This window comes from Solibacillus daqui (assembly GCF_028747805.1).
Classification (GTDB): Bacteria; Bacillota; Bacilli; order Bacillales_A; family Planococcaceae; genus Solibacillus; species Solibacillus daqui.
The window spans coordinates 2,433,667-2,458,820 of record NZ_CP114887.1 but is presented as its reverse complement, the minus strand read 5'-3'; the positions used below and the strand labels follow the sequence as shown (position 1 = coordinate 2,458,820).

Genomic DNA, 25,154 nt, shown 5'->3' with positions numbered 1-25,154 from the left:
CGGATGTCATAGATTTTTAAAGGAGTTTTTCGAGCCTGCTCGAAAAAATCTAGACACAATTACGCCGAGGCGTAATTGATATTCTTCCAGTAAATGATTGAGGAGGATCTAACATGACGATTCAAAACATCGTAATGCCGCAACTTGGCGAAAGTGTAACTGAAGGAAAAATTGAACGCTGGCTTGTACAAGTTGGTGATACAATTAATAAATATGATCCATTAGCAGAAGTGACGACGGATAAAGTAAATGCCGAAATTCCATCATCATTTGCGGGGGTTATTAAGGAACTAATTGCTATAGAGGGTGAAACGTTACCTGTTGGCACGGTCGTTTGTTCGATTGAAGTGGAGGGCTCTGAGTTACCTCCTGCACCTGCGCCAAAAAGCTCGAATGTTAGTTCAGCAATTTTAAATGCTGGATTACAGCGCAAAGAGGAGCTACCACCTACAAATACTGCAGAAAATACAGTGAAAACTGAGCGTACAGGTGGTCGTTACTCACCGGCTGTAGTCGTACTTGCATCTGAAAACAATGTAGATTTAGCACAAGTTACAGGTACCGGTGCAAACAACCGTATTACTCGTAAAGACGTCGAAGCCTATATTGCGGCAGGGAAGCCGACAACAACCCAACAACCAGTGGCACAACAAGCTGATCCAGAAGTTCAAGTGACTTCATCGAAAGTACAAGAATCAACGAAACAACCTGAGCCTATCCCTACTGTTGTTGGTGATATCGAAATTCCGGTCACACAAGTACGTAAAGCGATTGCGAAAAATATGCTAAGAAGTACTCATGAAATTCCACATGCTTGGATGATGATGGAAGTTGATGTGACGGAGCTTGTCGAATATCGTGATAGCATAAAAAATGAATTTAAGAAAAAGGAAGGCTTTAATTTAACATACTTTGCATTTTTCTTAAAAGCTGTTTCACAAGCGCTCAAAGAATTCCCAATGATGAACTCAGTGTGGGCGGAAGATAAAATTATTCAAAAGAAAGATATTAATTTATCAATCGCAGTTGCGACGGATGATGCGTTATTCGTACCCGTTATTAAAAATGTCGATGAAAAATCGATTAAAGGCATCGCCAAAGAAATACACGAATATGCACATATCGTTCGCCATGGAAAATTAAAATTAGAGCATATGCAGGGTGGTACGTTTACAGTTAATAATACGGGATCATTTGGTTCAGTGCAGTCGATGGGGATAATCAATTATCCTCAAGCTGCAATCTTGCAAGTGGAAAGTATTGTAAAACGACCTGTAATAGTACAGGGTAACATGGTCGCTCCACGTCATATGGTAAATTTATGTTTGTCATTAGATCATAGAATTTTAGATGGATTGATTTGCGGCAAATTCCTATCTAGAGTAAAAGATATTCTCGAAAATGTAGATAAAAATAAGATGTCAGTCTACTGAAATAGTTCCGGAAGCTTGTTAAATCAAGCTTTCGGAATTTTTTTTGCTTTATTGTCAGAACATTCTCGTGTAGAATATAGTACAGAAATATAACAAGGGGGGAAGCTAGTAAGCGTCCACATGTCAACTAATATGAAAGAGATTGAATTTCAATCAGCTAGCTATGATCAGTGGCAAGAAGAAGCGGTAAAGGCCCTAAAAGGTAAACCATTCGAATCATTGTTCACAAAAACAATAGAAAACATTACGCTCGAGCCACTATACACGAAAGAAAGTTTAATCGAGAAGTTAGGCAAGCAATTAGAAAAGCAAGTTTCAACAATTCGAACATTATCACAATCACCAACGTTTGCGATTGCTCAGCAAATAGTAGGTGCGACGGAAGAAAGTTTCTTTGCTAACTTAGGGGAAAGCATAGAGCGTGGCAATGAAGTCATTACAATTTATAGCCCAGTATCTTTTGAATGGACAGAAACAGCAATCGCAAAATTGGCTACAATTTTAACTGAAAATTCATTCAAGATTACAGTTCAATCAACAGACGATGAAGTGTTAGCTGTATTCGACAAAATTGAGGCTTCTAAAAAAGAAATAGTAAACGGTTACATTATTGCACCTGAAGCTGTGGATGTTGCTGGTTTCCCAAATGTACGTACTTTTGCAGCTAATACTATTCCCTATCACAATAATGGTGCAAATGCAGTACAAGAACTTGCAATTGCGTTAGCACAAGCGTCACATTTAGCACAATCGGTTGAAGATTTCAAAGCGTTTGAACAAAAATTCTTCGTACAATTTGCGGTAGATACACAATTCTTTGCAGAAGTTGCAAAAATTCGTGCCTTTAAAGTTTTATGGAAAGCGTTTGCTTCAGCATTCGGCAATGAAGCAAGCGCTGTCCCAGTCGTAGTTGAAACATCAGCTCGTAGCTTCTCGAAGTACGATGTGTATGTGAATTTACTACGCTCAGGCAATGAAGCATTTTCAGCAGCTATCGGCGGTGCGGATGTCATTACTGTTCACCCTCATGACAGTTTAACGCAAACTACTGAGCAATCAGTACGTATTGCACGTAACGTTTCTTTAGTAACAAAAGAAGAATCTCACGTTACAAAAGTACTTGATCCTGCAGGTGGTTCTTACTTCATAGAGTCATTAACAGCAGATTACGTAAAAGCGGCATGGGCAATGTTCCTTGAAATCGAACTAGCTGGAGGCTTAAAAGCATATGACATCGATACAAAAATCGAAGAAGTATACAACACGCGAATTAAGCAAGTAGAAACACGCAAGCATACATTAATTGGAACAAACATTTACGCAAACCCAGTAGATGAAATTCCAACAATTGAAAATAAACAATTTGTAGATGTGAAACGTATTGCACTACCATTCGAAAACTTACGTGCAAGCTTTGAACAAGCAAATCTTAAAGCAGCGATTTTAACATTTGGTCAGCTGAAAAACTACAAGCCACGTGCGGATTTCGTACAAGGTTTCTTTGCGACAGCGGGTATTGTAGCAGACCAAACAGAAGGCTTCCAATCAATTGATGAGGCAAAAGCTTGGTTAGCCGCTACAGATTATGATTACGTTGTTGTGGCAGCAACAGATGATGATACAAAACAATTAATCCCAGCCCTTTTAGAAGGTAAAAAACAAAATCTAGTATTAGACGCAGCTGGTAAATATAAAGAAGAAGCAGAAGCTTGGACTGCAAACGGCTTAAATGGCTTTATTTTTGCAGGGCAAAACATCGTAGAAAAGTTAAACGGTGTTGTAACAACTGTGAAGGGGGCACAACAATGAGTAAAGCAAATTTCGGATCAGTTGTTATTGAAGATGTATTAGCACAATCACAACTTTCTTCTACAAGCACATTTATGACAAACGAAGGCATCGAAGTGAACTCTGTTTATAATGCAGAGGATATTAAAGATGTAAAACATTTAAATGACGTAGCTGGTATTGCACCAAATACACGTGGACCTTACCCAACAATGTATGTAGCCCGTCCTTGGACAGTACGTCAATATGCAGGTTTCTCTACAGCAGAAGAATCAAATGCATTCTACCGTCGTAACTTAGCGATGGGTCAAAAAGGGCTATCGGTAGCTTTCGACTTAGCGACGCACCGTGGCTATGACTCTGACCACCCACGTGTAACAGGTGACGTTGGTAAAGCCGGCGTAGCAATCGACTCAGTCGAAGATGCAAAAATTTTATTCGACGGTATTCCATTAGATCAAATGTCGGTATCGATGACAATGAACGGTGCGGTTTTACCAGTACTAGCATTCTATATTGTTGCGGCAGAAGAACAGGGTGTAACACCAGATAAGCTTGCTGGTACAATCCAAAACGACATTTTAAAAGAATACATGGTGCGTAACACATACATATACCCACCAGCAATGTCGATGAAAATTATCGCGGATATTTTTGAATACACAGCAAAATTTATGCCAAAATTCAACTCAATTTCAATCTCTGGTTACCATATCCAAGAAGCTGGAGCAACAAACGACATTGAGTTAGCGTATACATTAGCAGATGGTTTAGAATATGTTCGTACAGGCTTAAAAGCTGGAATTGATATCGATGCATTCGCACCTCGATTATCATTCTTCTGGGCAATTGGTATGAACTACTACATGGAAGTAGCAAAAATGCGTGCAGCACGTCGCATTTGGGCTCAAATGATGAGTACGTTCAATCCAAAGAACCCAAAAACATTAGCGTTACGTACACACTCTCAAACTTCAGGTTGGAGTTTAACAGAGCAAGATCCGTTCAACAACGTAACACGTACATTAATAGAAGCAAACGCAGCTGCAATGGGACATACACAATCACTTCACACAAACGCGTTAGACGAAGCGATTGCATTACCTACAGACTTTTCAGCACGTATTGCGCGTAATACTCAGTTATTCTTACAAGAAGAAACAGGCATGACAAAAGTTATCGATCCATGGGGTGGCTCTTACTATGTTGAGAAATTGACAGATGAGATTACTGAAAAAGCATGGGCGTTAATTGAAGAAATCGAAGGACTTGGTGGTATGGCGAAAGCAATCGAAACAGGACTTCCAAAAATGAAAGTTGAAGAAGCAGCGGCAAAACGCCAAGCGAAAATTGACTCAAAATCAGAGACAATCGTAGGTGTGAACAAATACCGTTTAGCAGAAGAAGATCCAATTGATATTTTAGATATCGACAACGCAATTGTACGTGAAGCACAAATTGCTCGTTTAGAGAAAATGAAGGCGGATCGTAACGAAGAAGAAGTGCAAAATCATTTAGCGCGCTTAACAAAAGCAGCTGAAGACGGTTCAGAAAACTTATTAGCGATTGCTGTAGATGCAGCGCGTGCTCGTGCATCTCTTGGTGAAATTTCTGATGCAATTGAAGCAGTATCTGGTCGTCACAAAGCAATTATTCGCTCGATTTCTGGCGTATACTCTGCAAACTTCTCAGATGATGAAATGATTACAGAAGTAAAACAAATGACAGAAGATTTCTTAGAAGCGGAAGGACGTCGCCCACGTATATTAGTAGCAAAAATGGGTCAAGACGGACATGACCGTGGTGCGAAAGTAGTTGCAACAGGTTATGCAGACCTAGGTTTCGACGTAGATATTTCACCATTATTCATGACACCTGAAGAAACAGCACAAATGGCAAATGAAAATGACGTACACTGTGTTGGTGTATCTTCACTAGCAGCAGGTCACAAAACATTAGTACCAGAGTTAGTTGCGGAGCTGAAGAAATTAGGTCGTGAAGATATCATCGTAATTTGTGGTGGTGTAATTCCAGCGCAAGACTATGACTTCTTATATGAAGCAGGTGCGGTGGCAATCTTCGGTCCTGGAACGGTAATTCCGGTATCAGCAATGCGTATTATCGAAGAAATTTACAAAAAGTTAGGCTACGAGGAAGTGGCAGAGTAATGACGATGCCACATCAAGACCAAAGTGCTTTATTTGTCATGGATGGTGTGAAGGGTGGTCATGATGGAATGAGCTATTCAAACCCAAAGAAATTCCGTAAAAAGAAGCAGGAAGTACTTGATATAGAAAAGCTAGCTAATGATGTGCATGCGGGGAACCGCACCGCATTGTCAAAAGCGATAACATTAATTGAAAGCTCCAATATGGAACATAAAGAGCGGGCACAAAAGCTTTTACAAGAACTACTTCCATATACAGGAAATGCCATTCGGGTTGGTATTACCGGTGTACCGGGAGCGGGGAAAAGTTCATTTATCGAAGCGTTCGGTACAATGCTTTGTAAAATGGGCAAGCGTGTAGCAGTTCTGGCGATTGACCCAAGCTCGTCACTGTCAGGTGGTAGTATTTTAGGGGATAAAACACGAATGGAAGAGCTAGTTCGTCAAGAAAATGCCTTTGTTCGTCCGTCTCCTAGTGCTGGTACATTAGGTGGTGTGCACAAAAAGTCGCGTGAGACCATGCTACTTTGTGAAGCAGCTGGCTACGATGTGTTATTAATCGAAACAGTTGGTGTTGGTCAAAGTGAAACGTATGTGCGCGGTATGGTGGATTTCTTCTTATTGCTTGTATTAACAGGTGCTGGAGATGAGCTACAAGGAATGAAAAAAGGCATTATGGAACTTGCAGACGGTATTATCGTACATAAAGCAGATGGTGATAATTTGCGCCCTGCAAGACGTACGATGCAAGAATATAAGCAAATCCTTCATTTCTTACAGCCTTCGACACCAGGTTGGCTTAGTACAGCATTAAGTGTTTCATCAATGGAAAAGGTCGGTTTAGACAAAGTATGGGACATGTTAATGGAATTTGAGCAAACGGTGAAAAAAACAAATTACTGGAATATTCGCCGTCGTGAGCAAACTCGTGACTGGTTCCATTCGATGATTACCGACCAATTAATTGACTCGTTTTATGGAAATCCAGAACGCAAACAACAGGTGCGTAAATTCGAGGATGAAATATTGCACGGACGTCTTACAGTAACACAAGGTGTCAATGCGTTGTTTGATTAGTAGAATACATATCGCGCTAAATAGCGCGATATGATGTCTATTCTTATGTGAAGTTCTTAGAAAATTTAGAATTTCTAATTCACTAAAAAAGAGACGCATGAATTGTAATCAACAGTCTTTGCACATCTTTCATAACCTTGCTATGATAATAGGGAATAATGAAAGGGGCTATAAAGCTTATGAATATGGATTATGATTTATTTATGCAACAAATTACAACAACAGCACGTGCAGAAATGGAAGCAGCGGGGTACGAGCAATTACGTACACCAGAAGAAGTTGAAGATGCTTTCGCACGTAAAGGTACTACATTAGTAATGGTGAATTCAGTATGTGGATGTGCAGGCGGTATCGCTCGTCCAGCAGCAACACACGCTGTACACTATGACAAACGCCCGGATCATTTAGTAACTGTGTTTGCTGGTCAAGACAAAGATGCAGCAGCAGCGGCACGTTATTATTTCGGTGAAGATCATATTCCTTCATCTCCATCATTTGTTTTATTAAAAGATGGTCAAGTTGTAGCAGAAGTAGGTCGTTACGAAATCGAAGGTCATGAACCAATGAGTGTTGTAACAAATTTACAAGGTCATTTTGAGGAATATTGCGAAGAAGTATAAGCAGTAGATGGAGAGTGGTGCGCGAAATTTGCGCACCTAACTCACTTTGTCATAGGAGGAGCGCCTTTCTAAAATGAAAAAGTTTTCTATTGGCTATCGTACACTGAAAACAGCATTCGGAGCTTCTATTGCAATAGCAATTGCACAATATTTTGAACTACAGTTTTTTACAGCTGCTGGCATTTTAACAATTCTATGCATTCAGCCAACAAAACGAAAATCAGTACATGCCGTTTATACACGTATCGTTTCTTCACTTGTTGGAATGGCTTTTGCATTTGTATTTTTCGAAATATTTGGTTATTATCCGATAGTATTAGGCATTGTATTGTTGCTGTTTATACCAACTATTGTCTCGCTTGGAGTAGCAGAAGGCTTCGTGTCGAGTGCCGTTATAATGATGCACATCTATTTAACAGCTAACTTTACGCTCGATTTATTCTTGAATGAACTCGCAATTATGGCAATTGGCTTTGGAATGGGGCTCATAGTCAACATGTATATGCCGGATATTCAAAAGGGCATTATAAACCATCAATCCAAAGTAGAAGAGCTATTTAAGAAAATTTTAGCTGAAATTGCAAGTTATTTACGTAACGGTGATACATTATGGGATGGTAAGGAATTAATTGAAGCGACAAAGACTATTAATGCAGCAAAAGCATTAGCCTTCAAAGACGTACAAAACCATCTAACGCGTAAGGACAATATTTACTATGTGTATTTCGATATGCGTGAAAAGCAGCTAGAAATTATTGAACGCGTATTACCGAAAATTACTGCATTGCCTGTTATGACAGAGCAAGCACCACTCATTGCTACATTTTTGGAAGATTTAAGTGAACATGTTCACGGAGGAAATACCGCAAGTCATTTTTTAGAGAAGTTGGATAAAGTGAAACAAGAGTTTGCGAAAATGCCATTACCAGAAAATCACGAAACATTCCTAGCAATGGCTGCGATGTACCAGTTTATCGAAGAAATGGATGAATATTTGGTTATCAAGCAATCATTTAAAGGGTTGAAATAAAAAATGGATGTAGACACATCCATTACATGATTGCGGCTACACCCATTGCAATTGTTGAGATTAACATAATAATAACCATTGAATATACGACGATTTTTTGGAATTTTTTATTGCTCATATATTTCGCTCCTTCATATTGAACTAGTAATAGTTTAACAAATCTCGAAGAATTCTCAAGTACAAATGATTTTCATCATCGAAATTTTTATATTTTATTATAGGGGAGCTATCATTGTGGAAAAAGTAGATCATATTGGTATTGCAGTACGTAATATCGAAGAAAGAATTACATACTACACAGAAACGTTAGGCTTAAAATTATTAAAAGTAGAAGAAGTTGAGTCGCAGCAAGTGAAAGTTGCCTTCATCGATGCTGGCAATGTGAAAATCGAGCTATTAGAACCAATGAGCGAAAAAAGCGCAATCCATGGCTTTTTAGAAAAACGCGGAGAAGGGATTCACCATGTAGCTTTCGGCGTAACGGGGATTCGTGAGCGCATGGCTGAACTTCGCGAAAAGGGTATTCGTTTATTATCTGACGAGCCTGGCCCTGGTGCAGGTGGCGCGGAAGTAGCGTTTTTACATCCGAAAGACTCATATGGTGTACTTTATGAATTATGTGATAAAAGCGGAAAAGGGGACAAATAAAAATGACAATTACACTAGATATGTTTGATAAAATTAATGAGCTTTATGACCGTAAAGAAGTGATTCAACTTGGTGGCGGTGACGCTCGTATCGAAAAGCAACACGAGAAAGGTAAAATGACAGCTCGTGAGCGTATCGAAATGCTTTTAGATGATGGTACATTTGTAGAAATTAACCCATTCATCACACACCGTACTGTAGACTTCGGAATGGAAAAATTAGAAGGTCCTGGTGATGGTGTTGTTACTGGTTTCGGTAAAATTAACGGTCGTAACGTATACTTATTCGCACAAGACTTCACAGTATTTGGTGGCGCACTAGGCGAAATGCACGCGAAAAAAATCGCTGCGGTAATGGATTTAGCTGCGAAAAACGGCACACCATTTATCGGCATTAACGATTCAGGCGGCGCGCGTATTCAGGAAGGCGTACTTTCATTAGACGGATATGGTCATATTTTCTACCGTAACTCAATTTATTCTGGTGTAATTCCACAAATTTCAGTAATCATGGGGCCATGTGCTGGTGGTGCGGTTTACTCTCCAGCAATTACGGATTTCATTTTAATGGTTGATAAAACGTCTCAAATGTTTATCACAGGTCCTAAAGTAATTGAAACAGTAACAGGTGAGAAAATTTCAGCTGAAGGCTTAGGTGGTTCAAAAGTACACAACGCAGTATCAGGGAATGCTCACTTCCGTGCAGAAAACGAGGAAGCAGCAATTGCGCAAATTCAGCAATTACTTTCTTACCTACCACAAAATAATAAAGAAAAAGCACCAAAACAAGCTGCTCCAGAAGGGGACAACTTCCGTTCAGAGCTTGTTGATATCGTGCCAATCGATCAAACTAAATCATATGATGTGCGTAAAGTAGTTGAGCAAGTGGTGGACGAAGGTTCGTTCATGGAAGTTCAAAAAGAATTCGCTAAAAACATCGTAGTAGGTTTCGCACGTATCGCTGGTGAGTCTGTAGGTTTAGTATGTAACCAGCCTAAGTTCTTAGCTGGTGGTTTAGATATTGATTCATCTGATAAATTAGCTCGTTTCGTTCGTACTTGTGACTCATTCAACGTACCTGTAATTACTTTCGAAGACGTTTCTGGCTTCTTCCCAGGTGTAAAACAAGAACACGGAGGTATTATCCGTCACGGCGCGAAAATCCTTTATGCTTACTCGGAAGCTACTGTACCAAAAATTACAGTGATCTTACGTAAAGCATATGGTGGTGCGTATGTAGCATTAAACTCAAAATCAATCGGTGCTGACTTAGTATTTGCTTGGCCAAATGCTGAAATCGCGGTAATGGGTGCTGCTGGTGCGGCAAACATCATCCACGCGGGAGAAATTGCGAAATCTGCTGACCCAGAAGCAACTCGTGCAGCAAAAATTGAAGAATACAAAGAAAAATTCGCTAACCCATATGTAGCTGCATCTCGTGGTATGGTTGACGATGTAATTGATCCTCGTGAAACACGTATTAAGCTAATCCAAGCATTAGATATGCTTTCTACAAAACACGAAGACCGTCCTTACAAAAAACACGGAAATATTCCACTATAAACATTGTCAAGCCCTTTGCTGTGTACTTTCCAGCAAGGGGTTTTTTACGAAAAGAAGATGATACGATTAATCGTACCATCTCTTATTTGTTAATCCGTAGCGTTCGTTGTTTTCCACGCGGCATTTACCTTATTTGGTTGTTTTTCGAGTGGATGCTCGTGCTCGGCTATTAAAAAGTAAGCACCTTGTTCAATTCCATGACCATAATGTGCGCGTTCTTCTTTTGAAAAATCAAAACTTCGTAAACACACTTCATATAAATTTCCGCGAGAGAACAAGCGCCAAAATTGATCCATCAGATTGCCTGCTTTATGAACATGAATGTCGGGATACATCTTTAACGACAGTAACGGTTTAATATTTTTTGCGAATACATGGATTTCGAATTCAGAGAAGCCGTGCGCACGCATGCTATTCAACTTTTGTAAAGCCTCTTCCAATGAAAACACTAAAGCAACCTCACGTCGATACTCCATTATCTTCACATCCTAATGTACTTTTTTATATTTTATTGTTTTACATGAACAGTTGGAAGTGTTTTTGATGAATTTTGATTGAAAGTTACATGAAATACGAAAGGACCTAAAATTTTAATAAACGCATTTATTATAATTCTTTTCAATTCTTCATTTTTTATATATTTCCAATTCTGCTATAAGACGATACGCCCTTCATAATAGATTCAGTTTTAAAAAGTTTTTTAATCTGCATATATTACAAGTATTATGAAAAAAAGCTTTGAATAACTGATTTTTTATACCCATATAGGTATAATGGGGTCAAGAAGATAAATGGAGGTTTGGTATGGATTACTTAACAATAAGCAGGTGGTCGATTCCAGTACTATGGCTGGCCTTTTTTGGTGCGGTATTTTATATAGATTTGGTCATGAAAAAACAGAATGAGCCGACTGTAAAGATGATGGACCGCTTTGTTTGGCAGTATTTGCTTGTGTGGAAGGTCAGTTATATCGTGTTTTCTTTAGAACAATTTCTTGCAGCTCCAAGTTCAATTCTTTACTTTGATGGAGGGCTACGCGGGCATGTATTAGCGTTAATTTCCATTGTTTATGTAATTTGGATAAAGCGTCATGATCTGCAAATGGATGTACTAGTCAAAGCGTGGCTGCATTTTGTTAGTGCGTATCATGTCCTGTATTTTGCTTTAACGGGGCATTGGATTTTGCTTATTATTTGGGTAAGTATCCTCATGGCGAGTTGGAAATTTAATACGCAATGGGTACTTATAGTGCAATGGCTATTAATTAGTTGGATTAGTGGCTGGTTTAGCTACTTTATTTACGGATTTCTGCTTATTTTTATACTAGATCTTTTGCGTGAGAAAAAGGCACAGCTTCTTGCGTTAGCAGTTGTAGCGGGGTTAATTAGTATTACTTTGAGCGATTTTGAAATTAAAAAGCAAGAAACGGCTCGTAAGGCAATTGAGCTACAAACAACGACAGGAGAATTGTACCGTATCTCAGATCAGGATGAATCGTATGTTATTGTCAATTTCTTTGCGACATGGTGTCTACCGTGTAATGCGGAAATGCCCCATTTACAAAGCTTTGCAACAAAGTTACCTGAGAATACACAGCTAATAGGGGTCAATTTAACAAAGCGCGATCATGGAGAAGAAGCGTTACTAAAATTTGTAGAAAAGTTTAGTATCACATTTCCAATTTTACTTGATGTAGACGATGTTTTTGGGAAAAGCTATGGTGTCATATCGATTCCTACGACTGTTGTGTTAAAGGATGGAGTCGAAGTTCAGCGTTTTGTTGGTCCGGTGAGTGAGCAACAATTACGGAAAGTGGTGGAAAACTAAAGATAAGCTCGAACAAATTACGAAGCATTTGTTCGAGTTTTTTCTTTTATAACAAACCATTCACGAATAAATGCCCCGATTACAAGGGAACAAATGATTACTACTCGTAACGATAAAAATTTCACAAACGGATAGGGTGATTTCAGCAGTTGGACACTACTCCCAATGATACCAATTCTATCAAAAATATATCCTAGAATTTAAATGATTTTTTGCTTTGTCTAGATTCATACAAACACCTCAATTGAAAACCAAATATATACAATTTTACTTTAAGGCATCTACAATGACCGGACAATTTTTGTGAAACCATTGTTTATTTTTAGAAATAAATTTATAATAATAATAATAATACTTGTCATCGACAAGTATTTTTGGTGAGGTGATTAGATGCGAGTACACAAGCAATTATTTTTTGATTTGATTTTAACTTTTCATCCGTTTGCGCGACAGCTAAATGCTTATTTAGAAACCTTTGAGCTACGTAGGCCGGAATGGGCAATTCTTTATTTGTTTATCAATGAACCGGAACTGTCTTTAACCGAAGTTGGGCAATTTTTAAATATGGATCAGGCAAATGTCACAAGAGCTATTAAATATTTAGTGAAGCTCGATTATATAGAAATCCAGCCTTCAAAATCAGATCGCCGAAAAAAAGATATTTTGATTACTGAAATAGGGCGTCAAGTTTATGAAACATTGCAAACTCAAATAACACTATTTGAGCTAGAACTTGTAGAAGGATTCACAGAAGAAGAGTTGGCGATTACACAACGTACTCTCGAAACAGTTCGTGCACGTTTATTACAGAAAGAGTAGGTGATGGAGTTTGAATTCCAAAAAAGAACCATTATGGACGAGAAATTTTATAACAATCGCGATTGTAAACTTCATTATTATTATGATTTTCTACTTGTTAATCGTAACAATCGCACCGTATGCAGTTAAAGAGTTACACGCATCGACTGCACAAGCGGGACTCATTTCGGGGATTTATATTGTTGGTGCACTGATTGGACGATTATTTACTGGGCGTGTTATACAAAAAGTAGGTTCGAAAAAAATATTAATGATTGGCTTAGCGTTATTTGTATGTACACTACTCTTATACTTAATACCTGCTGGGATTTCCGCGCTATTAGTTATTCGTTTAGTAAACGGGATTGCAGTAGGGATTGCATCAACAGCTACAGGAACAATGATTGCGCAAATTTTACCTGAGACTCGAAAAGGTGAGGGTATTGGCTACTATAGTATGAGCTCGACTCTGGCAACAGCAATTGGACCGTTCGTTGGGTTAATGTTAGCGCAACATATTTCATATTTTGTTATATTCCTAATTTGTTGTGCATTGGGTGTTATCGCATTTTTAGCTGCACTAACAACTTCTATTGCGACTGCAAGCAAAAAAACAACAGCTTCAACGACAAAAGGCTTCCATATTGGGGATTTTATTGATTTAAAGGCTCTACCAATAGGTATTTTAATTATGCTATTTGCACTTGGCTATGCAGGGATTTTATCGTTTATTAATTTCTTTGCCGAAGAACGAGATGTTGTCTCAGCTTCGAGCTTATTTTTCTTTGTATATGCTGTAGCGCTCCTATTAACACGTCCATTTACAGGGCGTTTAATGGATGCAAAAGGGGCAAACATTATTATGTATCCAGGCATTGTGTTGTTTGCTGTCGGCTTACTTCTATTAAGTACCGCGCATTCATCATTTACATTGTTACTAGCAGGTGCAATTATTGGGATAGGTTACGGGAACGTTGCCTCTACATTCCAAGCGCTTGCAATTAAAGTGACATCTCCAGAAAATATGGGGTTAGCTACGTCAACATACTTCATTGGGCTTGATGTCGGGCTAGGTTTTGGTCCGTATTTGTTAGGATATTTAGAGCCGATCATTGGCTATGGTTCAATGTATTTCGGTTTAGGAATTTTCATTTTTGCTTTTTTAATTTTGTATTATATATTGCATGGTCGAAAAGATCATTTATATGTAGGGTAAATGATTTCGGTGTATGGAAGGGGAACTTTTCATATGCCGTTTTTAGTATGTTAAAATATAGGGGATTTTACTAATTGGAGGGGATCTAATGGACTGTGTGTTTTGTGAAGGAATAGAAGATCATCACGTGATACTTGAAACAGAAAACTATAAAGTGGTTTTTGATATTGATCCGATTCAAATAGGTCATTTGCTAATTATTTCAAAAGCACATTTCGAAACGATTTTAGAATTAAGTGAGGAGCTATTAGTTGAATTACTGGTAATTCAAAAACAACTGATTGCATTACTAGAAAAAGAATTTCATGTAGATGGGGTTAGTGTCATTCAAAATAACGGTAAAATCATGGATGAGGGCACTCATTTTCATGTGCACATTGTTCCACGATATCATGACGACCACTTTTGGGCTAACCAACAAGTTGTTGAACAGCCACTTTCGATTAATGAGTTAAAAAAGCAGTTAAAGCTATTGACACAAACAATTTAAATGAAAAGATACACGTGTTGAATAACCAAAATAGATAATCAACACGTGTGTAAGTAAAATTTGAAAAAACATTAATTAGTCTGCAGGCCTTGGACCAGCATCTTTGCCAGTGTTTTCTACAGTCATTATTGGGCGAATTGTAATATCTTTACTTACTGTTATTTGACAAGACAATCGCAAACAATCATCATATAAGAACTCGTCAACGGCTTTATTCGCAAAGGCTTTCTTTTCTTTTTGGGATACATCTAAGTAATCACCCGCCAAAATTTCTACTCGGCAAGTAGTGCAACGAGCATTCCCACCACATAGGTGAAGAATATTAACACCGTTATCTTCCAGTGCTAATACTAATTTTTTCCCTATTTCCACCTCAAATGTACCCTCATTAATGACACTTACGTAAGGCATTAGATATGACACTCCTCATAAAAATAGTATATTAAAAATATGCTTCCTTTTACTTATTCTCTAATTTGCCCTACTTAACACATAAATTGAACAATTAAATTTGTAGTGGAATCGTTAAAAGAGGATATTTGCAAAATCATAAAGGCATTAAAAAAAATTGTAGATATAATGGGCAGTGGGAATTATTAAATTTTTTGGAGATTTCGAAAAAAAAATCCACAAACAAGTTTTCACTCGTTTACGGACTTTACATTAAATCTGCTTTTTTGTCTTCGGATATCCAATTAAAATCGCAATCACGCCACATACTCCAACTAAAATAGAGTAATACGAGTATTGCATAATTAAAATAGGGGAAATGCCTGCAACACTAGCGGCAACTAAAAACTGTGCGCCGTATGGGATAATGCCCTGAACGACACAAGAGAAAATATCGATAATACTTGCAGATTTGCGCGGTTCAATCTGATACTGCTCCGCAATATTTTTTGCTAATGGGCCAGCAATCATAATAGCAATCGTATTATTCGCTGTTGAAAGGTCTGTTAAACTTACAAGACCCGCTATCGCAAATTGAGCTTCTTTTTTCGATTTGATTTTTCGTGTCACAATATGGACGATAAAATCAATCCCACCGTTATGTCGAATGACTTCAACCATCCCACCAATTAATATTGCTAAAAATGCCATTTCAAACATGGCACTCATACCAGTTCCAATCGCTTGTACGAATGACATAATGGAATAGCTCCCATCGATTAGACCAATTATTCCAGCTAAAATAATTCCACTAGCTAACACTGTGAATACATTAAAACCAATTAATGCAAATAAAATGACGAAGATATATGGCACTATTTTATACAATTCAAAGGTCGTATATTCCACTTCCGCCGATGCATTTAATGTAAATATTGCTAAAATAACACATGTAATAATCGCTGCAGGTAAAACGATGAAAAAGTTCACCTTAAATTTGTCCTTCATTTCCGCACCTTGCGAACGAACTGAGGCGATCGTCGTATCGGAAATGAACGATAAGTTATCCCCAAACATTGCACCACCAATAACTGTAGCCATTAAAAGTGGTATAGAAATATCTGTCTGCTCACCAATACCTAAACCGATCGGAGCTAGAGCCACAATTGTTCCAACAGAGGTACCCATCGCAAGTGATATAAAGCACGCGATAATAAATAAGCCGACGACTAGTAAGTTTTGTGGTAAAACTGATAAAGCAAAGTTCACTGTCGCTTCAATCGCACCCATACCTTTTGCCGTTTCAGAAAACGCACCAGCTAGTAAGAAAATTAATACCATTAGCATAACGTTCGGATTACCTGCACCCTGATTAAAAACATCAATTTTTTTCGATAACGTTTCTTTTCGATTCATTAAAATTGCAACAACACTAGAAATTGTGATGGCAACAATAACGGGGAAGGCATAAAAGTCATCAAGCACAATGCCTGAACCGATAAATAAAATTAAAAACACAACAAAAGGGATTAACGCCCATGGATTTCCTTTTTGCATTGCTACCTCCAATATAGTTCAAATCATATCGAATACATATAAAAAGCCCCTTCTTAAGTAAACAAGAAGAGGTATGAAATCATATACTCATCTTATCTATCAAGAAAAAATTCTTGCAGGATTTGGCATAGAAATTATTCCGCTGCCGAGACTTCAAAGGGCCCGTCCCTCCATCTCTCATGATAAGAAACTATTCATTTTTAATAAATAAGCTTTAGAATATACGAAAAATTACTATAAGTCAATTTGTTAGTTATTTCTCAATAATTGTTTTATTCAGAAATATCGTTTATTATTTGGATTATACTTCCAAGGGGGATAGGTAAATGAAAATAATACCAAGTGCCGAAAATTTAACGGCATGGATTGAAAATTATGTACCAAGAAGAGATCTATTTTTTATTAGCGGTGAACTTTATCATAAACAAATCGATTTTTCACAAGTACTTGTTATGCCGATTGAAGAGTTTTATACACATAGCACATACAGTCAAATTGATTTTACAAATAGCTATGAATACTGGAATATCAAGTATGTAAATTATGTAATCGTAGCAAATTGTCAGTGGATTGAGCAAATCCCGACTGAACAGAAACAAATGCTTTTACAAGCACAAGTGCAATGTGAGCGCGGATTAGTGGTGCCCGTATCCTTTATAGATAATTTAGAAGAAATTCCTAAAGATTATATACATAATAATCAAGTCGTTTTTCAGCGGGCAATGTGGGACACTTTGAGTTGGAAAACGAAAGAACAAATTTTAAAAACAATGGTTTCACAGTGGTGGGATAATGGGGAATGTGAACAAGCTCCTGCATCCTTGCCACAGCATTTAAAGCCTTTTACAAATGTATTTAGTCATCAGCAAGGAGCAAATTGCTTAGCTGCCGTCTTATATGCAATTTCTAATGGCAAACAGCAATGGATAATCCATGAATGGGTACATCAAAAAACGTTTTTAGAAAAATTAGCGTTAAGTCAATATGAAATAGTGGATAGTGAGGAACTGATTACAGGTGATGTTTTGGCTTGGCTTGATGACATAGGAACGATTCAGCATGCCGCTTATTATATTGGCGATAACCTATTTTTTAACAAGCATGGACAAACCATCTTTAATCCGTGGAAGCTACTAGCAACTGATGCTTTAGAAAAAGAATGGGGCTCATTAAAAAAAGTTACTTATAGAAAAATGGTTTGAAAATACACAGAATTGAAAGGAGAACTTATGATAATTCGTAACTATACAGAAAAAGACGAACAAGGGTGGCTTCGTTGCCGTATACTATCATTCTTAAATACGGCTTATTTTGACAATGTGCTCCAACTGAAAGAAACATACAAAAATGCAGCAATTGAGCTAGTCGCCGAAATCGACGGGCAAATCGTTGGGCTAATTGATGTAGAGTATGAAGCCACGCCAAAGACAGTATGCACGCAGCAAGATTCAATTGGAGGGATGATTTGGCATATTGCGGTACACCCTGATTTTCAGCGTCAAGGGATTGGAGAAGCGCTACTACATGCAGTGCAACAACAAGCAATGAAGTTACATATAGAGTATTTCGAAGCATGGACAAGAGACGATCCATGTGTGCAAAATTGGTATGAAAAAAATGACTTTGAAAAAACATCATCCTATTATCACGTGTATTTAGAAGGAAATGAAATGAAAAATTTGATGAACGCATCCGTTGATCAATTATACCCTGTCACAGCTTTTGCGCATTACACAGGGAAGAGTCTAGAGCTGTTTCAACATGTAAAGCGCAAACATGAATGTGTTTGCTATGTGAAAGTGATTAATCAATAATTTGAGAGGAAGATAGTATAAGAATTAATCGAGCGAACTGTTAGCAGTTTTGTGAGTTCGAGTTGCGCCACAAGTTTTTTAGTGGAGAAGATAATGATATACGATGAAATATTAAATTAAAATAGAATAGTAAGTGAATTATTGCTATTGGAGGGTTAATGTGAAGTACAAGATAATATTCTTTGATGTAGATGGAACCATTACAAATTATAAAGATGGGACTATTCCAGAAAGCACAAAAATGGCGATAAGGCAGCTAACAACAAGTGGGATGAAAGTGGTAGCAGCAACAGGTAGACCATTATCAATGTGTGGTGAAATAGCTGAACTAGGAGTAGACACATTTATTACGGCTAATGGAGCTTACGTAACACATCGAGGGACATGCATTCATAAAACAGTTTTACCTAGTGAAACGGTTAATAAATTTACCAAGTTTGCATTTCAAGAACAAAATGCACTTACTTATTATTCTGAAAAATTACATATGAATGAGGTACAACATCCTAAAGTAATGAAGGCACTGTATGAAACATTGCGGTTAGAGGAATTTCCACCTATTTATAAGGCAGTAGATCTTAACGAGACATATTTGCTCTGTTTGTTTGCTGATGATACAGAAATTGAAAAGTACAAATCCCATTTTCCAAAAATCCACTATAAACGCTGGCATTCCTATATTGTAAATGTACTCGTAGACGAGGTTTCTAAGTCCGTGGCAATTAAAAAAGTGCTCAATTATTTTGGATTGACGAAGGAAGAGGCTATTGCTTTTGGGGATGGAGAAAATGATGTTGATATGCTAGAACTTGTAGACTTAGGTATTGCGATGGGAAACGCAAATGAAACATTAAAATCAATCGCTAACTTTGTTACGAAAGATTCTAGTGAGGATGGTATTGCATTGGCATTAAAGAAGTATGATTTGATTTAATTATTCCAGAGAATATTAGACAGTACTTCAACAATCACTAAGCACCTTCGTTTAAAAGATGATCGCAATTTTTTTCTACAGAAAAATGATATGTTGCCTCTTCAAAAATATATTAGCTCTTTGCCGGCTAATTTTTTTTGTTATTCACTAACTTGGCCAACTTAACACATAAATTGAATAAATAAATTGGTGGTGGACAAACTTTATTCACATCGATTTATGATAATTTAAATTAATTGAGTGAAGTAAAAAGGGTGGTGTATCTTCGTGGAGAATGTAGGTTGTGATTTTTCACCAATGGAGCAATCGTTAAAAGAGGATATTCGCAAAGTCATAAATGCATTACAAAATAATGTAGATATGATGGGGGACGGAAACTATTGTCTTCTTGGAGATTTTGAGAAAATAAAAGATGAATTTTTGTCTATTGAGATGAAAGCTGCTACTTTTTATTTAAACTGTTACTTATCCCCATTTACGGATAAATACCCAGAAATATCTATTTGTGTGCAAAATATGTCAAAAAGGAGACATGGAGGGTTAATAGTAATTCAAAGAGAAGACTCCCTTAAATCTTTGTTGAAGCCAGGTATTCCAATTGGAGCAGAATTAACTCATTCGTTATTAGAATCAATTTTTTTTCCTGGAAATCCACTTCATGATGGTGCTGTAGTTGTAAGTCAAAATCATATTGTTTCCGCGGCTAATGTCCTTCCACTATCAGATCGATACACAGGAGAGAAAAAACTAGGTACACGACATCGTGCTGCACTAGGATTGTCGGAACAAAGCGATGCTCTTGTACTCGTAGTATCTGAAGAAACAGGCAGAGTTTCTTTTGCAAAAAGCGGAAATCTTTATCCTATAATTAATCAAGGTTCGTTTTAAAAATGTAAGTGCGTACAAAAGAATACATTTGAGAAATTCCTTCTGTTCGATTCACCATATAAACTGATTTATCAAGATATGATGTCTACTAATGTTGCTGCAGAGCGTCTTTCTATTCTTCTTTTTGGAGTATACGGCCTGAAAATTGAGTAGGGCAATTAAGGGACATATGCAGCGCAGAATGAATATAATAATATGCTAGTATGTAATATTTATAGTAGCCAACAAGTATCCATCCCCTTGGAGTTTGTTGGCTTTTCTTGCTTGAATTTGTAGACATTATAGGTTGAAATAAACGGAACGTACGTACTTTGAGTCCTTTTATTTTGCAGAGTATTCCGAATATTGTATGATAAAGGAAAATGTTGAATATTCTAGAAGGGGATAAAAAGGAATGGATATTCTAGGTCTTAGACAATTTTTTAGAGATTTCAATGTTGATACAGGAAATATTTCTGTAAAACTGGTACAAAAAATAGATCAGGAATATGAAGTTTACGAACCAATAGTGCGAAATCGATTGCAAAGAGATTTAAAAGAACTATATGTAGAGGTACTCCAAACTAGATTATTTGGACTTCCACAAGAAGAATATAATCCAAATGTAGGGCAAGATGGATATCTATCAGTTGCCCCGTTGTATGTGGCACATGTTGATGAAACCATAGAAAAATTAGAGTCTGAGGAAAACATCCATGGAGACATGAATGAAATGAATTTAGACGATATTAATTTTTATTGTGTAACATTTACACGGAACGGAGAATCAGTTTATATTTTTAGACGATTTACGAAGATGAAAAAAATCAGACGGGGAATTTCAACATTTATAGAAGACAACACATTACGTAAATTTGATAATGATCTTTTCATAGGTTTAGATAGAGATATTGATATTTTAGTATATCAAGGAGAAATGTTGATTGTTAATAGATTTGCATTACAAACTATTTTTAACTTGCAGGATTATTTCACAACTAGGGCAACAGAGGCTTTGGATCATATTGAAAATGGGAACGTAATTTCTAATTTCGAAGAATTTAGAGAGGACTGCTTAAATGATAGACAAGCATCTAAAAGAATTACAAAAATTATTAATACACCCGGACGAATTGAGGGGTTTTTAGCGAACGCCAATCTACTCCCCAATGTGATAGAAGAAGCCGCCTTAGAAATAGAACTGAATGAAGATGGACAAATTATTTATACACGAAATAGACAGGTGCGAAGCGAAATACTTTTTTGTATTGCTGATGCCTATTATCTATCCCTATTATTAAATCGAATAGGTGAAGATATTTCGCAATAATAGTGATTAGAACGGAGGGAAAGTATGAAGGTGAAAAGAAGAATTCAAAAAATACTATTTTACCTCTCATCTTTTATTCCATTATATTTTTTATTATTTATTCAAAACATACAAATAAGAGATGGAAATGGGAAACTTCTTACTTTAAAAGGTTTTTTTAGTCAATTTTTTCAAACAAGTACCTCTGTTTCGTTTTTTTGGCTGGGGTTGTTAATACTAAGCTTGCTATCTTTGTTTGGAGTTTTTTTGTTTTTCTTTGTTTACACTAAAACAGAAGGAAGAATAGGTGAAATAAAAGATACTGAATTTGTAAGAGAAGATACTCTCGGTTATATAGTCACGTACATTGTCCCATTAATAACTATGGATATTCAAAGTAATAGAAGTTTGGTAATTAACCTTATTCTTTTTATAATCATTGGTACATTTTACGTTAGAAATGATCAACTTTTTATGAACCCCTTATATAACATTTGTGGGTATAATGTTTTTTCGGCAGAAGAGCAAATATATATTACCAAAATAAGCAAGTCGAAGTTAAAGATAATCGCGAAAAGAAAATTACCAATAAAAAAAGTTAATCTAGTAGGGGATATTTATATATTATCTGAGTATCAACAAAGGAAAGAGAATTCTGATGATTTGTATGGATAGATTAGTAAGTAATGAGGAAGTACGATAGTTTTGTACAAGTTATTACCTAAATGAAATTAATTCCCTTTTAGTTCACATTTGGGTGGACCAAAAACAAGCCGGCTACATATTCATTTCTTTTTACATTTTAATAAAGAAGACCGTTATATAGCCTTATTACTCATAAGAGCATTGTACACCTGCATTGCTTGTAGTTGTCCAAAGGAAAAAAACATCCACATTTTTTATTCAAATTCTAAAACTGCTTTATAAATCCTTACATGTTTGAAAATAGCCACATATCAATTGTCCATTCGGTTTCTTCTGCTTGATAAATGACATTAAAATAATGACCATTGAAGTTTGATATTTAATAATCATGATACTTTAATTCTATTACAGAATGCTCGCTTTTCATTACAAAGCAATTCAAACCCATCATAGCAACAAATGTAGGGCATATTTTCTGCAAATTTCAAAAAGATGTGATTGACAATATTTTGAAAGTACGTTAGATTAATACCTAATTTCAATTTAAAAAGCAATGAAAAGGATATGAATCGTTTTAGTGAAGATTACAAGAGAGGGAAATCACTGGTTGAAAGTTTCCTAATTGGACGAATCGATTTACTCCCTTTGAGCTGCGCTAGGAAACTAGTGACGTGTACAGGCGTTATCTGTATCAATGAGCTACTGATGTAACTGTGCAGTAGGAATTTGGGTGGAACCACGGGTATTCAAACACATATTCGTCCCTTTGAGGATGAGTATGTGTTTTTTTATTATTATTCAGTCAATGAAATGACATTGGCTGATAAGTAATATCTCCCGGCAGATTCACAGAGTTTTATATGAGTTTTAAAAATGAGGTCAGCCTAAAAACATCACATCATGTGATCCTAAACTCGAAAAAATCTGGACGCAATTTCGCAGGGGAGAATTGAATTACCAATAAAAGAAAAGGAGAGGTAGTATGTCAAATCAAGAAGTAACAATTCAATTTCCAAATGGCGAACTAAAACGTTTTGCCAAAGGTGTTACGCTAACCGAAATCGCCAAATCGATTAGTCCAAGCTTAGCGAAAAAATCAATCGTAGGTAGTGTAAATACAACGACAACCGATTTGACACGACCGATTCTAGTGGATGCTGAAATTTCTCTATATGATGCTGTGTCACAACAAGGCTTAGCGGTACTTCGTCATTCAACTGCTCACTTGCTAGCGCAGGCAGTAAAGCGATTATATCCAGGTGTAAAATTGGGTGTTGGGCCGATTATTGAAAATGGATTTTATTATGATATCGAGATGAGCCATACGCTAGTGCCAGAAGATTTAGGTGCTATTGAACGTGAAATGAAAAAGATTGTGAATGAGAATTTACCAGTAGTGCGTAAGGAAGTAACGCGAGAACAAGCAAGTCATATTTTTGAAGAAGATTACTTAAAGCTTGAGCTATTAGAAGCGATACCGACTGAAGAACTCGTAACAGTTTACGAACAAGGAGAGTTTGTCGATTTATGTAGAGGGCCACATGTAGTGTCAACGAATAAATTGCAGTACTTTAAACTGATGAATATTTCAGGTGCGTACTGGCGCGGTGATAGTAACTATCAAATGCTACAGCGTATTTACGGTGTGGCGTTTGCAACGAAAGAGGATATGCAAGATTATTTCGTGTTCCTAGAAGAAGCCGAAAAACGTAATCATCGTAAGCTGGGAAAAGAGCTCGATTTATTTATGTTCTCTGAAGAAGCACCGGGTATGCCGTTTTATTTAGCAAATGGGCAAATTATTCGAAGCGAGTTAGAAAATTTCTTACGTAACTTGCAAACAAGCTATGACTATAAAGAAGTGCGCACACCACTAATGATGAATCAACGCCTGTGGGAGCAATCTGGGCATTGGCAGCATTACAAGGAAAATATGTACTTTACACAAGTTGATGAGCAAAAATTTGCGTTAAAACCAATGAACTGTCCAGGACATATGCTCATTTACAAAAATGATTTGCATTCGTATCGTGATTTGCCAATTCGTATGGCGGAGTTTGGGCAAGTGCATCGCCATGAATTTAGTGGTGCACTAAACGGGTTACTCCGTGTGCGTACTTTCTGTCAGGATGATGCGCATATTTTCGTAACTCCGGAGCAAATCGAGGATGAAATTACATTAGCATTGCAAATTATTGACCATGTATACAAAGTATTTGGCTTCGAATATGACATTGAATTGTCTACACGCCCGGATAATTATATGGGTGAACTCACATTATGGGACAAAGCAGAGCAGGCACTTGAAAACGTGTTAAATCACTTAGGTTTCCCTTACAAAATTAATGAGGGTGACGGCGCATTTTATGGACCAAAAATTGATATTCATATTAAAGATGCGATAAAGCGAAGTCATCAATGTGCGACTGTACAGCTTGATTTCCAACTACCAGAGAAGTTTGATTTAACGTATGTGAATGAGGACAACGAAAAGGTACGTCCTGTTGTGATTCACCGAGCTGTCTTTGGTTCCATTGATCGTTTTCTTGGGATTTTAATCGAGCATTTTGGTGGTGCCTTCCCACTGTGGCTTGCACCAAAGCAGGTACAAATCATCGGCGTTTCTGATGTACATAAACCGTACGTCGAAAAAGTATTACATGATTTACGCCAAGCAAATATACGTGTGTCAGTAGATGAGCGAAATGAAAAACTAGGTCGTAAAATTCGTGATGCACAAATGCAAAAAGTCCCATATATCTTAGTTCTAGGTGATGAAGAGCAACAAGAGGACTCAGTGACAATTCGTGCATTTAAGCAAGAGGGTTTAACAAAAATGTCCATTGAGTCATTTGTCGAATATGTAATAGAAGAGATTGAACAGAAAAAATTACCGAATTTCGCAAATGTATAAAAGTCGAATCATCAAAAACTGCATTTGAATCATTGTATAAATTAGATATCATTGTAAACAAAAAAAGC

23 protein-coding genes and 1 riboswitch are annotated in these 25,154 nt (G+C 37.0%); of the genes, 19 read left to right on the top strand and 4 right to left on the bottom strand.

All coding sequences use genetic code 11. The features are described 5' to 3' along the window. Window positions 1-113 precede the first annotated feature (113 nt). The 6 genes from O7776_RS11930 (at window position 114) to O7776_RS11905 (ending at window position 8,115) form a co-directional block, all read left to right on the top strand. Window positions 114-1,433: a dihydrolipoamide acetyltransferase family protein gene (locus O7776_RS11930; protein ID WP_274307287.1), complete on the top strand. Its 1,320-nt coding sequence runs from the start codon at window positions 114-116 to the stop codon at window positions 1,431-1,433. Between the two features lie 120 nt (window positions 1,434-1,553). Then, window positions 1,554-3,242, top strand: a complete 1,689-nt coding sequence (locus tag O7776_RS11925) for a methylmalonyl-CoA mutase family protein (protein WP_274307286.1) — start codon at window positions 1,554-1,556, stop codon at window positions 3,240-3,242. After that, on the top strand, window positions 3,239-5,389 hold the full coding sequence (gene scpA / locus O7776_RS11920; RefSeq protein ID WP_274307285.1) for a methylmalonyl-CoA mutase: 2,151 nt from the start codon (window positions 3,239-3,241) through the stop codon (window positions 5,387-5,389). The genes O7776_RS11925 and scpA overlap by 4 nt, the downstream gene beginning before the upstream one ends. Then, window positions 5,389-6,465, top strand: coding sequence for a methylmalonyl Co-A mutase-associated GTPase MeaB (meaB, locus tag O7776_RS11915; protein WP_274307284.1), 1,077 nt, complete (start codon window positions 5,389-5,391; stop codon window positions 6,463-6,465). The genes scpA and meaB overlap by 1 nt, the downstream gene beginning before the upstream one ends. Before the next feature lie 179 nt (window positions 6,466-6,644). Further along, window positions 6,645-7,085 carry a BrxA/BrxB family bacilliredoxin gene (locus tag O7776_RS11910; RefSeq protein ID WP_274307283.1) on the top strand — a complete coding sequence of 147 codons (441 nt, stop codon included), beginning with the start codon at window positions 6,645-6,647 and terminating at the stop codon, window positions 7,083-7,085. A gap of 73 nt (window positions 7,086-7,158) precedes the next feature. After that, a complete protein-coding gene (locus tag O7776_RS11905) occupies window positions 7,159-8,115 on the top strand; it encodes an aromatic acid exporter family protein (protein WP_274307282.1) in 957 nt (318 codons plus the stop codon). 22 nt (window positions 8,116-8,137) lie between these two features. Here the strand turns inward: O7776_RS11905 and prli42 are convergent, their stop codons facing one another. Then, window positions 8,138-8,233 (bottom strand): stressosome-associated protein Prli42, encoded by a 96-nt coding sequence (gene prli42, locus O7776_RS11900; protein WP_241368944.1) that lies wholly within the window; start codon window positions 8,231-8,233, stop codon window positions 8,138-8,140. A 116-nt stretch (window positions 8,234-8,349) separates the two neighbouring features. On the opposite strand from prli42, the gene mce reads away from it, so the two are divergent. Next, window positions 8,350-8,763, top strand: coding sequence for a methylmalonyl-CoA epimerase (gene mce, locus O7776_RS11895; RefSeq protein WP_274307281.1), 414 nt, complete (start codon window positions 8,350-8,352; stop codon window positions 8,761-8,763). A 2-nt stretch (window positions 8,764-8,765) separates the two neighbouring features. Beyond that, window positions 8,766-10,325 carry an acyl-CoA carboxylase subunit beta gene (locus tag O7776_RS11890; RefSeq protein ID WP_274307280.1) on the top strand — a complete coding sequence of 520 codons (1,560 nt, stop codon included), beginning with the start codon at window positions 8,766-8,768 and terminating at the stop codon, window positions 10,323-10,325. Between the two features lie 89 nt (window positions 10,326-10,414). Here the strand turns inward: O7776_RS11890 and O7776_RS11885 are convergent, their stop codons facing one another. After that, window positions 10,415-10,801, bottom strand: coding sequence for a YflT domain-containing protein (locus O7776_RS11885; protein ID WP_274307279.1), 387 nt, complete (start codon window positions 10,799-10,801; stop codon window positions 10,415-10,417). Window positions 10,802-11,129: 328 nt separating this feature from the next. On the opposite strand from O7776_RS11885, the gene O7776_RS11880 reads away from it, so the two are divergent. The 4 genes from O7776_RS11880 to O7776_RS11865 all read left to right on the top strand — a co-directional run bounded on the left by O7776_RS11880 (window position 11,130) and on the right by O7776_RS11865 (window position 14,656). Beyond that, window positions 11,130-12,152 carry a TlpA family protein disulfide reductase gene (locus O7776_RS11880; RefSeq protein WP_274307278.1) on the top strand — a complete coding sequence of 341 codons (1,023 nt, stop codon included), beginning with the start codon at window positions 11,130-11,132 and terminating at the stop codon, window positions 12,150-12,152. A 390-nt stretch (window positions 12,153-12,542) separates the two neighbouring features. Further along, window positions 12,543-12,971, top strand: a complete 429-nt coding sequence (locus tag O7776_RS11875; protein WP_274307277.1) for a MarR family winged helix-turn-helix transcriptional regulator — start codon at window positions 12,543-12,545, stop codon at window positions 12,969-12,971. Window positions 12,972-12,981: 10 nt separating this feature from the next. Next, complete coding sequence (locus O7776_RS11870) at window positions 12,982-14,166, top strand: MFS transporter (protein WP_274307276.1); 1,185 nt, start codon at window positions 12,982-12,984, stop codon at window positions 14,164-14,166. A gap of 88 nt (window positions 14,167-14,254) precedes the next feature. Further along, window positions 14,255-14,656 carry an HIT family protein gene (locus O7776_RS11865; RefSeq protein WP_274307275.1) on the top strand — a complete coding sequence of 134 codons (402 nt, stop codon included), beginning with the start codon at window positions 14,255-14,257 and terminating at the stop codon, window positions 14,654-14,656. 75 nt (window positions 14,657-14,731) lie between these two features. Here O7776_RS11865 and O7776_RS11860 read toward each other — a convergent pair whose 3' ends face one another. Beyond that, window positions 14,732-15,067, bottom strand: coding sequence for a 2Fe-2S iron-sulfur cluster-binding protein (locus tag O7776_RS11860; protein WP_274307274.1), 336 nt, complete (start codon window positions 15,065-15,067; stop codon window positions 14,732-14,734). A 252-nt stretch (window positions 15,068-15,319) separates the two neighbouring features. Then, window positions 15,320-16,603 (bottom strand): Na+/H+ antiporter NhaC family protein, encoded by a 1,284-nt coding sequence (locus O7776_RS11855; protein ID WP_274307273.1) that lies wholly within the window; start codon window positions 16,601-16,603, stop codon window positions 15,320-15,322. An 89-nt stretch (window positions 16,604-16,692) separates the two neighbouring features. Then, window positions 16,693-16,792, bottom strand: a riboswitch (SAM riboswitch). 137 nt (window positions 16,793-16,929) lie between these two features. Between O7776_RS11855 and O7776_RS11850 the strand changes: the two genes are divergently transcribed. From O7776_RS11850 to thrS, 7 genes are all read left to right on the top strand, one after another. Then, window positions 16,930-17,805, top strand: a complete 876-nt coding sequence (locus O7776_RS11850; protein ID WP_274307272.1) for a hypothetical protein — start codon at window positions 16,930-16,932, stop codon at window positions 17,803-17,805. Between the two features lie 27 nt (window positions 17,806-17,832). Then, complete coding sequence (locus O7776_RS11845) at window positions 17,833-18,417, top strand: GNAT family N-acetyltransferase (protein ID WP_274307271.1); 585 nt, start codon at window positions 17,833-17,835, stop codon at window positions 18,415-18,417. Window positions 18,418-18,577: 160 nt separating this feature from the next. After that, the gene (locus tag O7776_RS11840; protein WP_274307270.1) at window positions 18,578-19,351 is read left to right on the top strand and encodes a Cof-type HAD-IIB family hydrolase; all 774 of its coding nucleotides are present in this window, start codon (window positions 18,578-18,580) and stop codon (window positions 19,349-19,351) included. Window positions 19,352-19,648: 297 nt separating this feature from the next. Continuing rightward, window positions 19,649-20,239: a sporulation-specific diadenylate cyclase CdaS gene (cdaS, locus tag O7776_RS11835; protein ID WP_420802181.1), complete on the top strand. Its 591-nt coding sequence runs from the start codon at window positions 19,649-19,651 to the stop codon at window positions 20,237-20,239. Window positions 20,240-20,633: 394 nt separating this feature from the next. Then, window positions 20,634-21,548, top strand: coding sequence for a Kiwa anti-phage protein KwaB-like domain-containing protein (locus O7776_RS11830; RefSeq protein ID WP_274307268.1), 915 nt, complete (start codon window positions 20,634-20,636; stop codon window positions 21,546-21,548). 24 nt (window positions 21,549-21,572) lie between these two features. Continuing rightward, complete coding sequence (locus O7776_RS11825) at window positions 21,573-22,202, top strand: hypothetical protein (RefSeq protein ID WP_274307267.1); 630 nt, start codon at window positions 21,573-21,575, stop codon at window positions 22,200-22,202. 952 nt (window positions 22,203-23,154) lie between these two features. Further along, window positions 23,155-25,086 (top strand): threonine--tRNA ligase, encoded by a 1,932-nt coding sequence (gene thrS, locus O7776_RS11820; RefSeq protein WP_274307266.1) that lies wholly within the window; start codon window positions 23,155-23,157, stop codon window positions 25,084-25,086. Window positions 25,087-25,154: the final 68 nt, after the last annotated feature.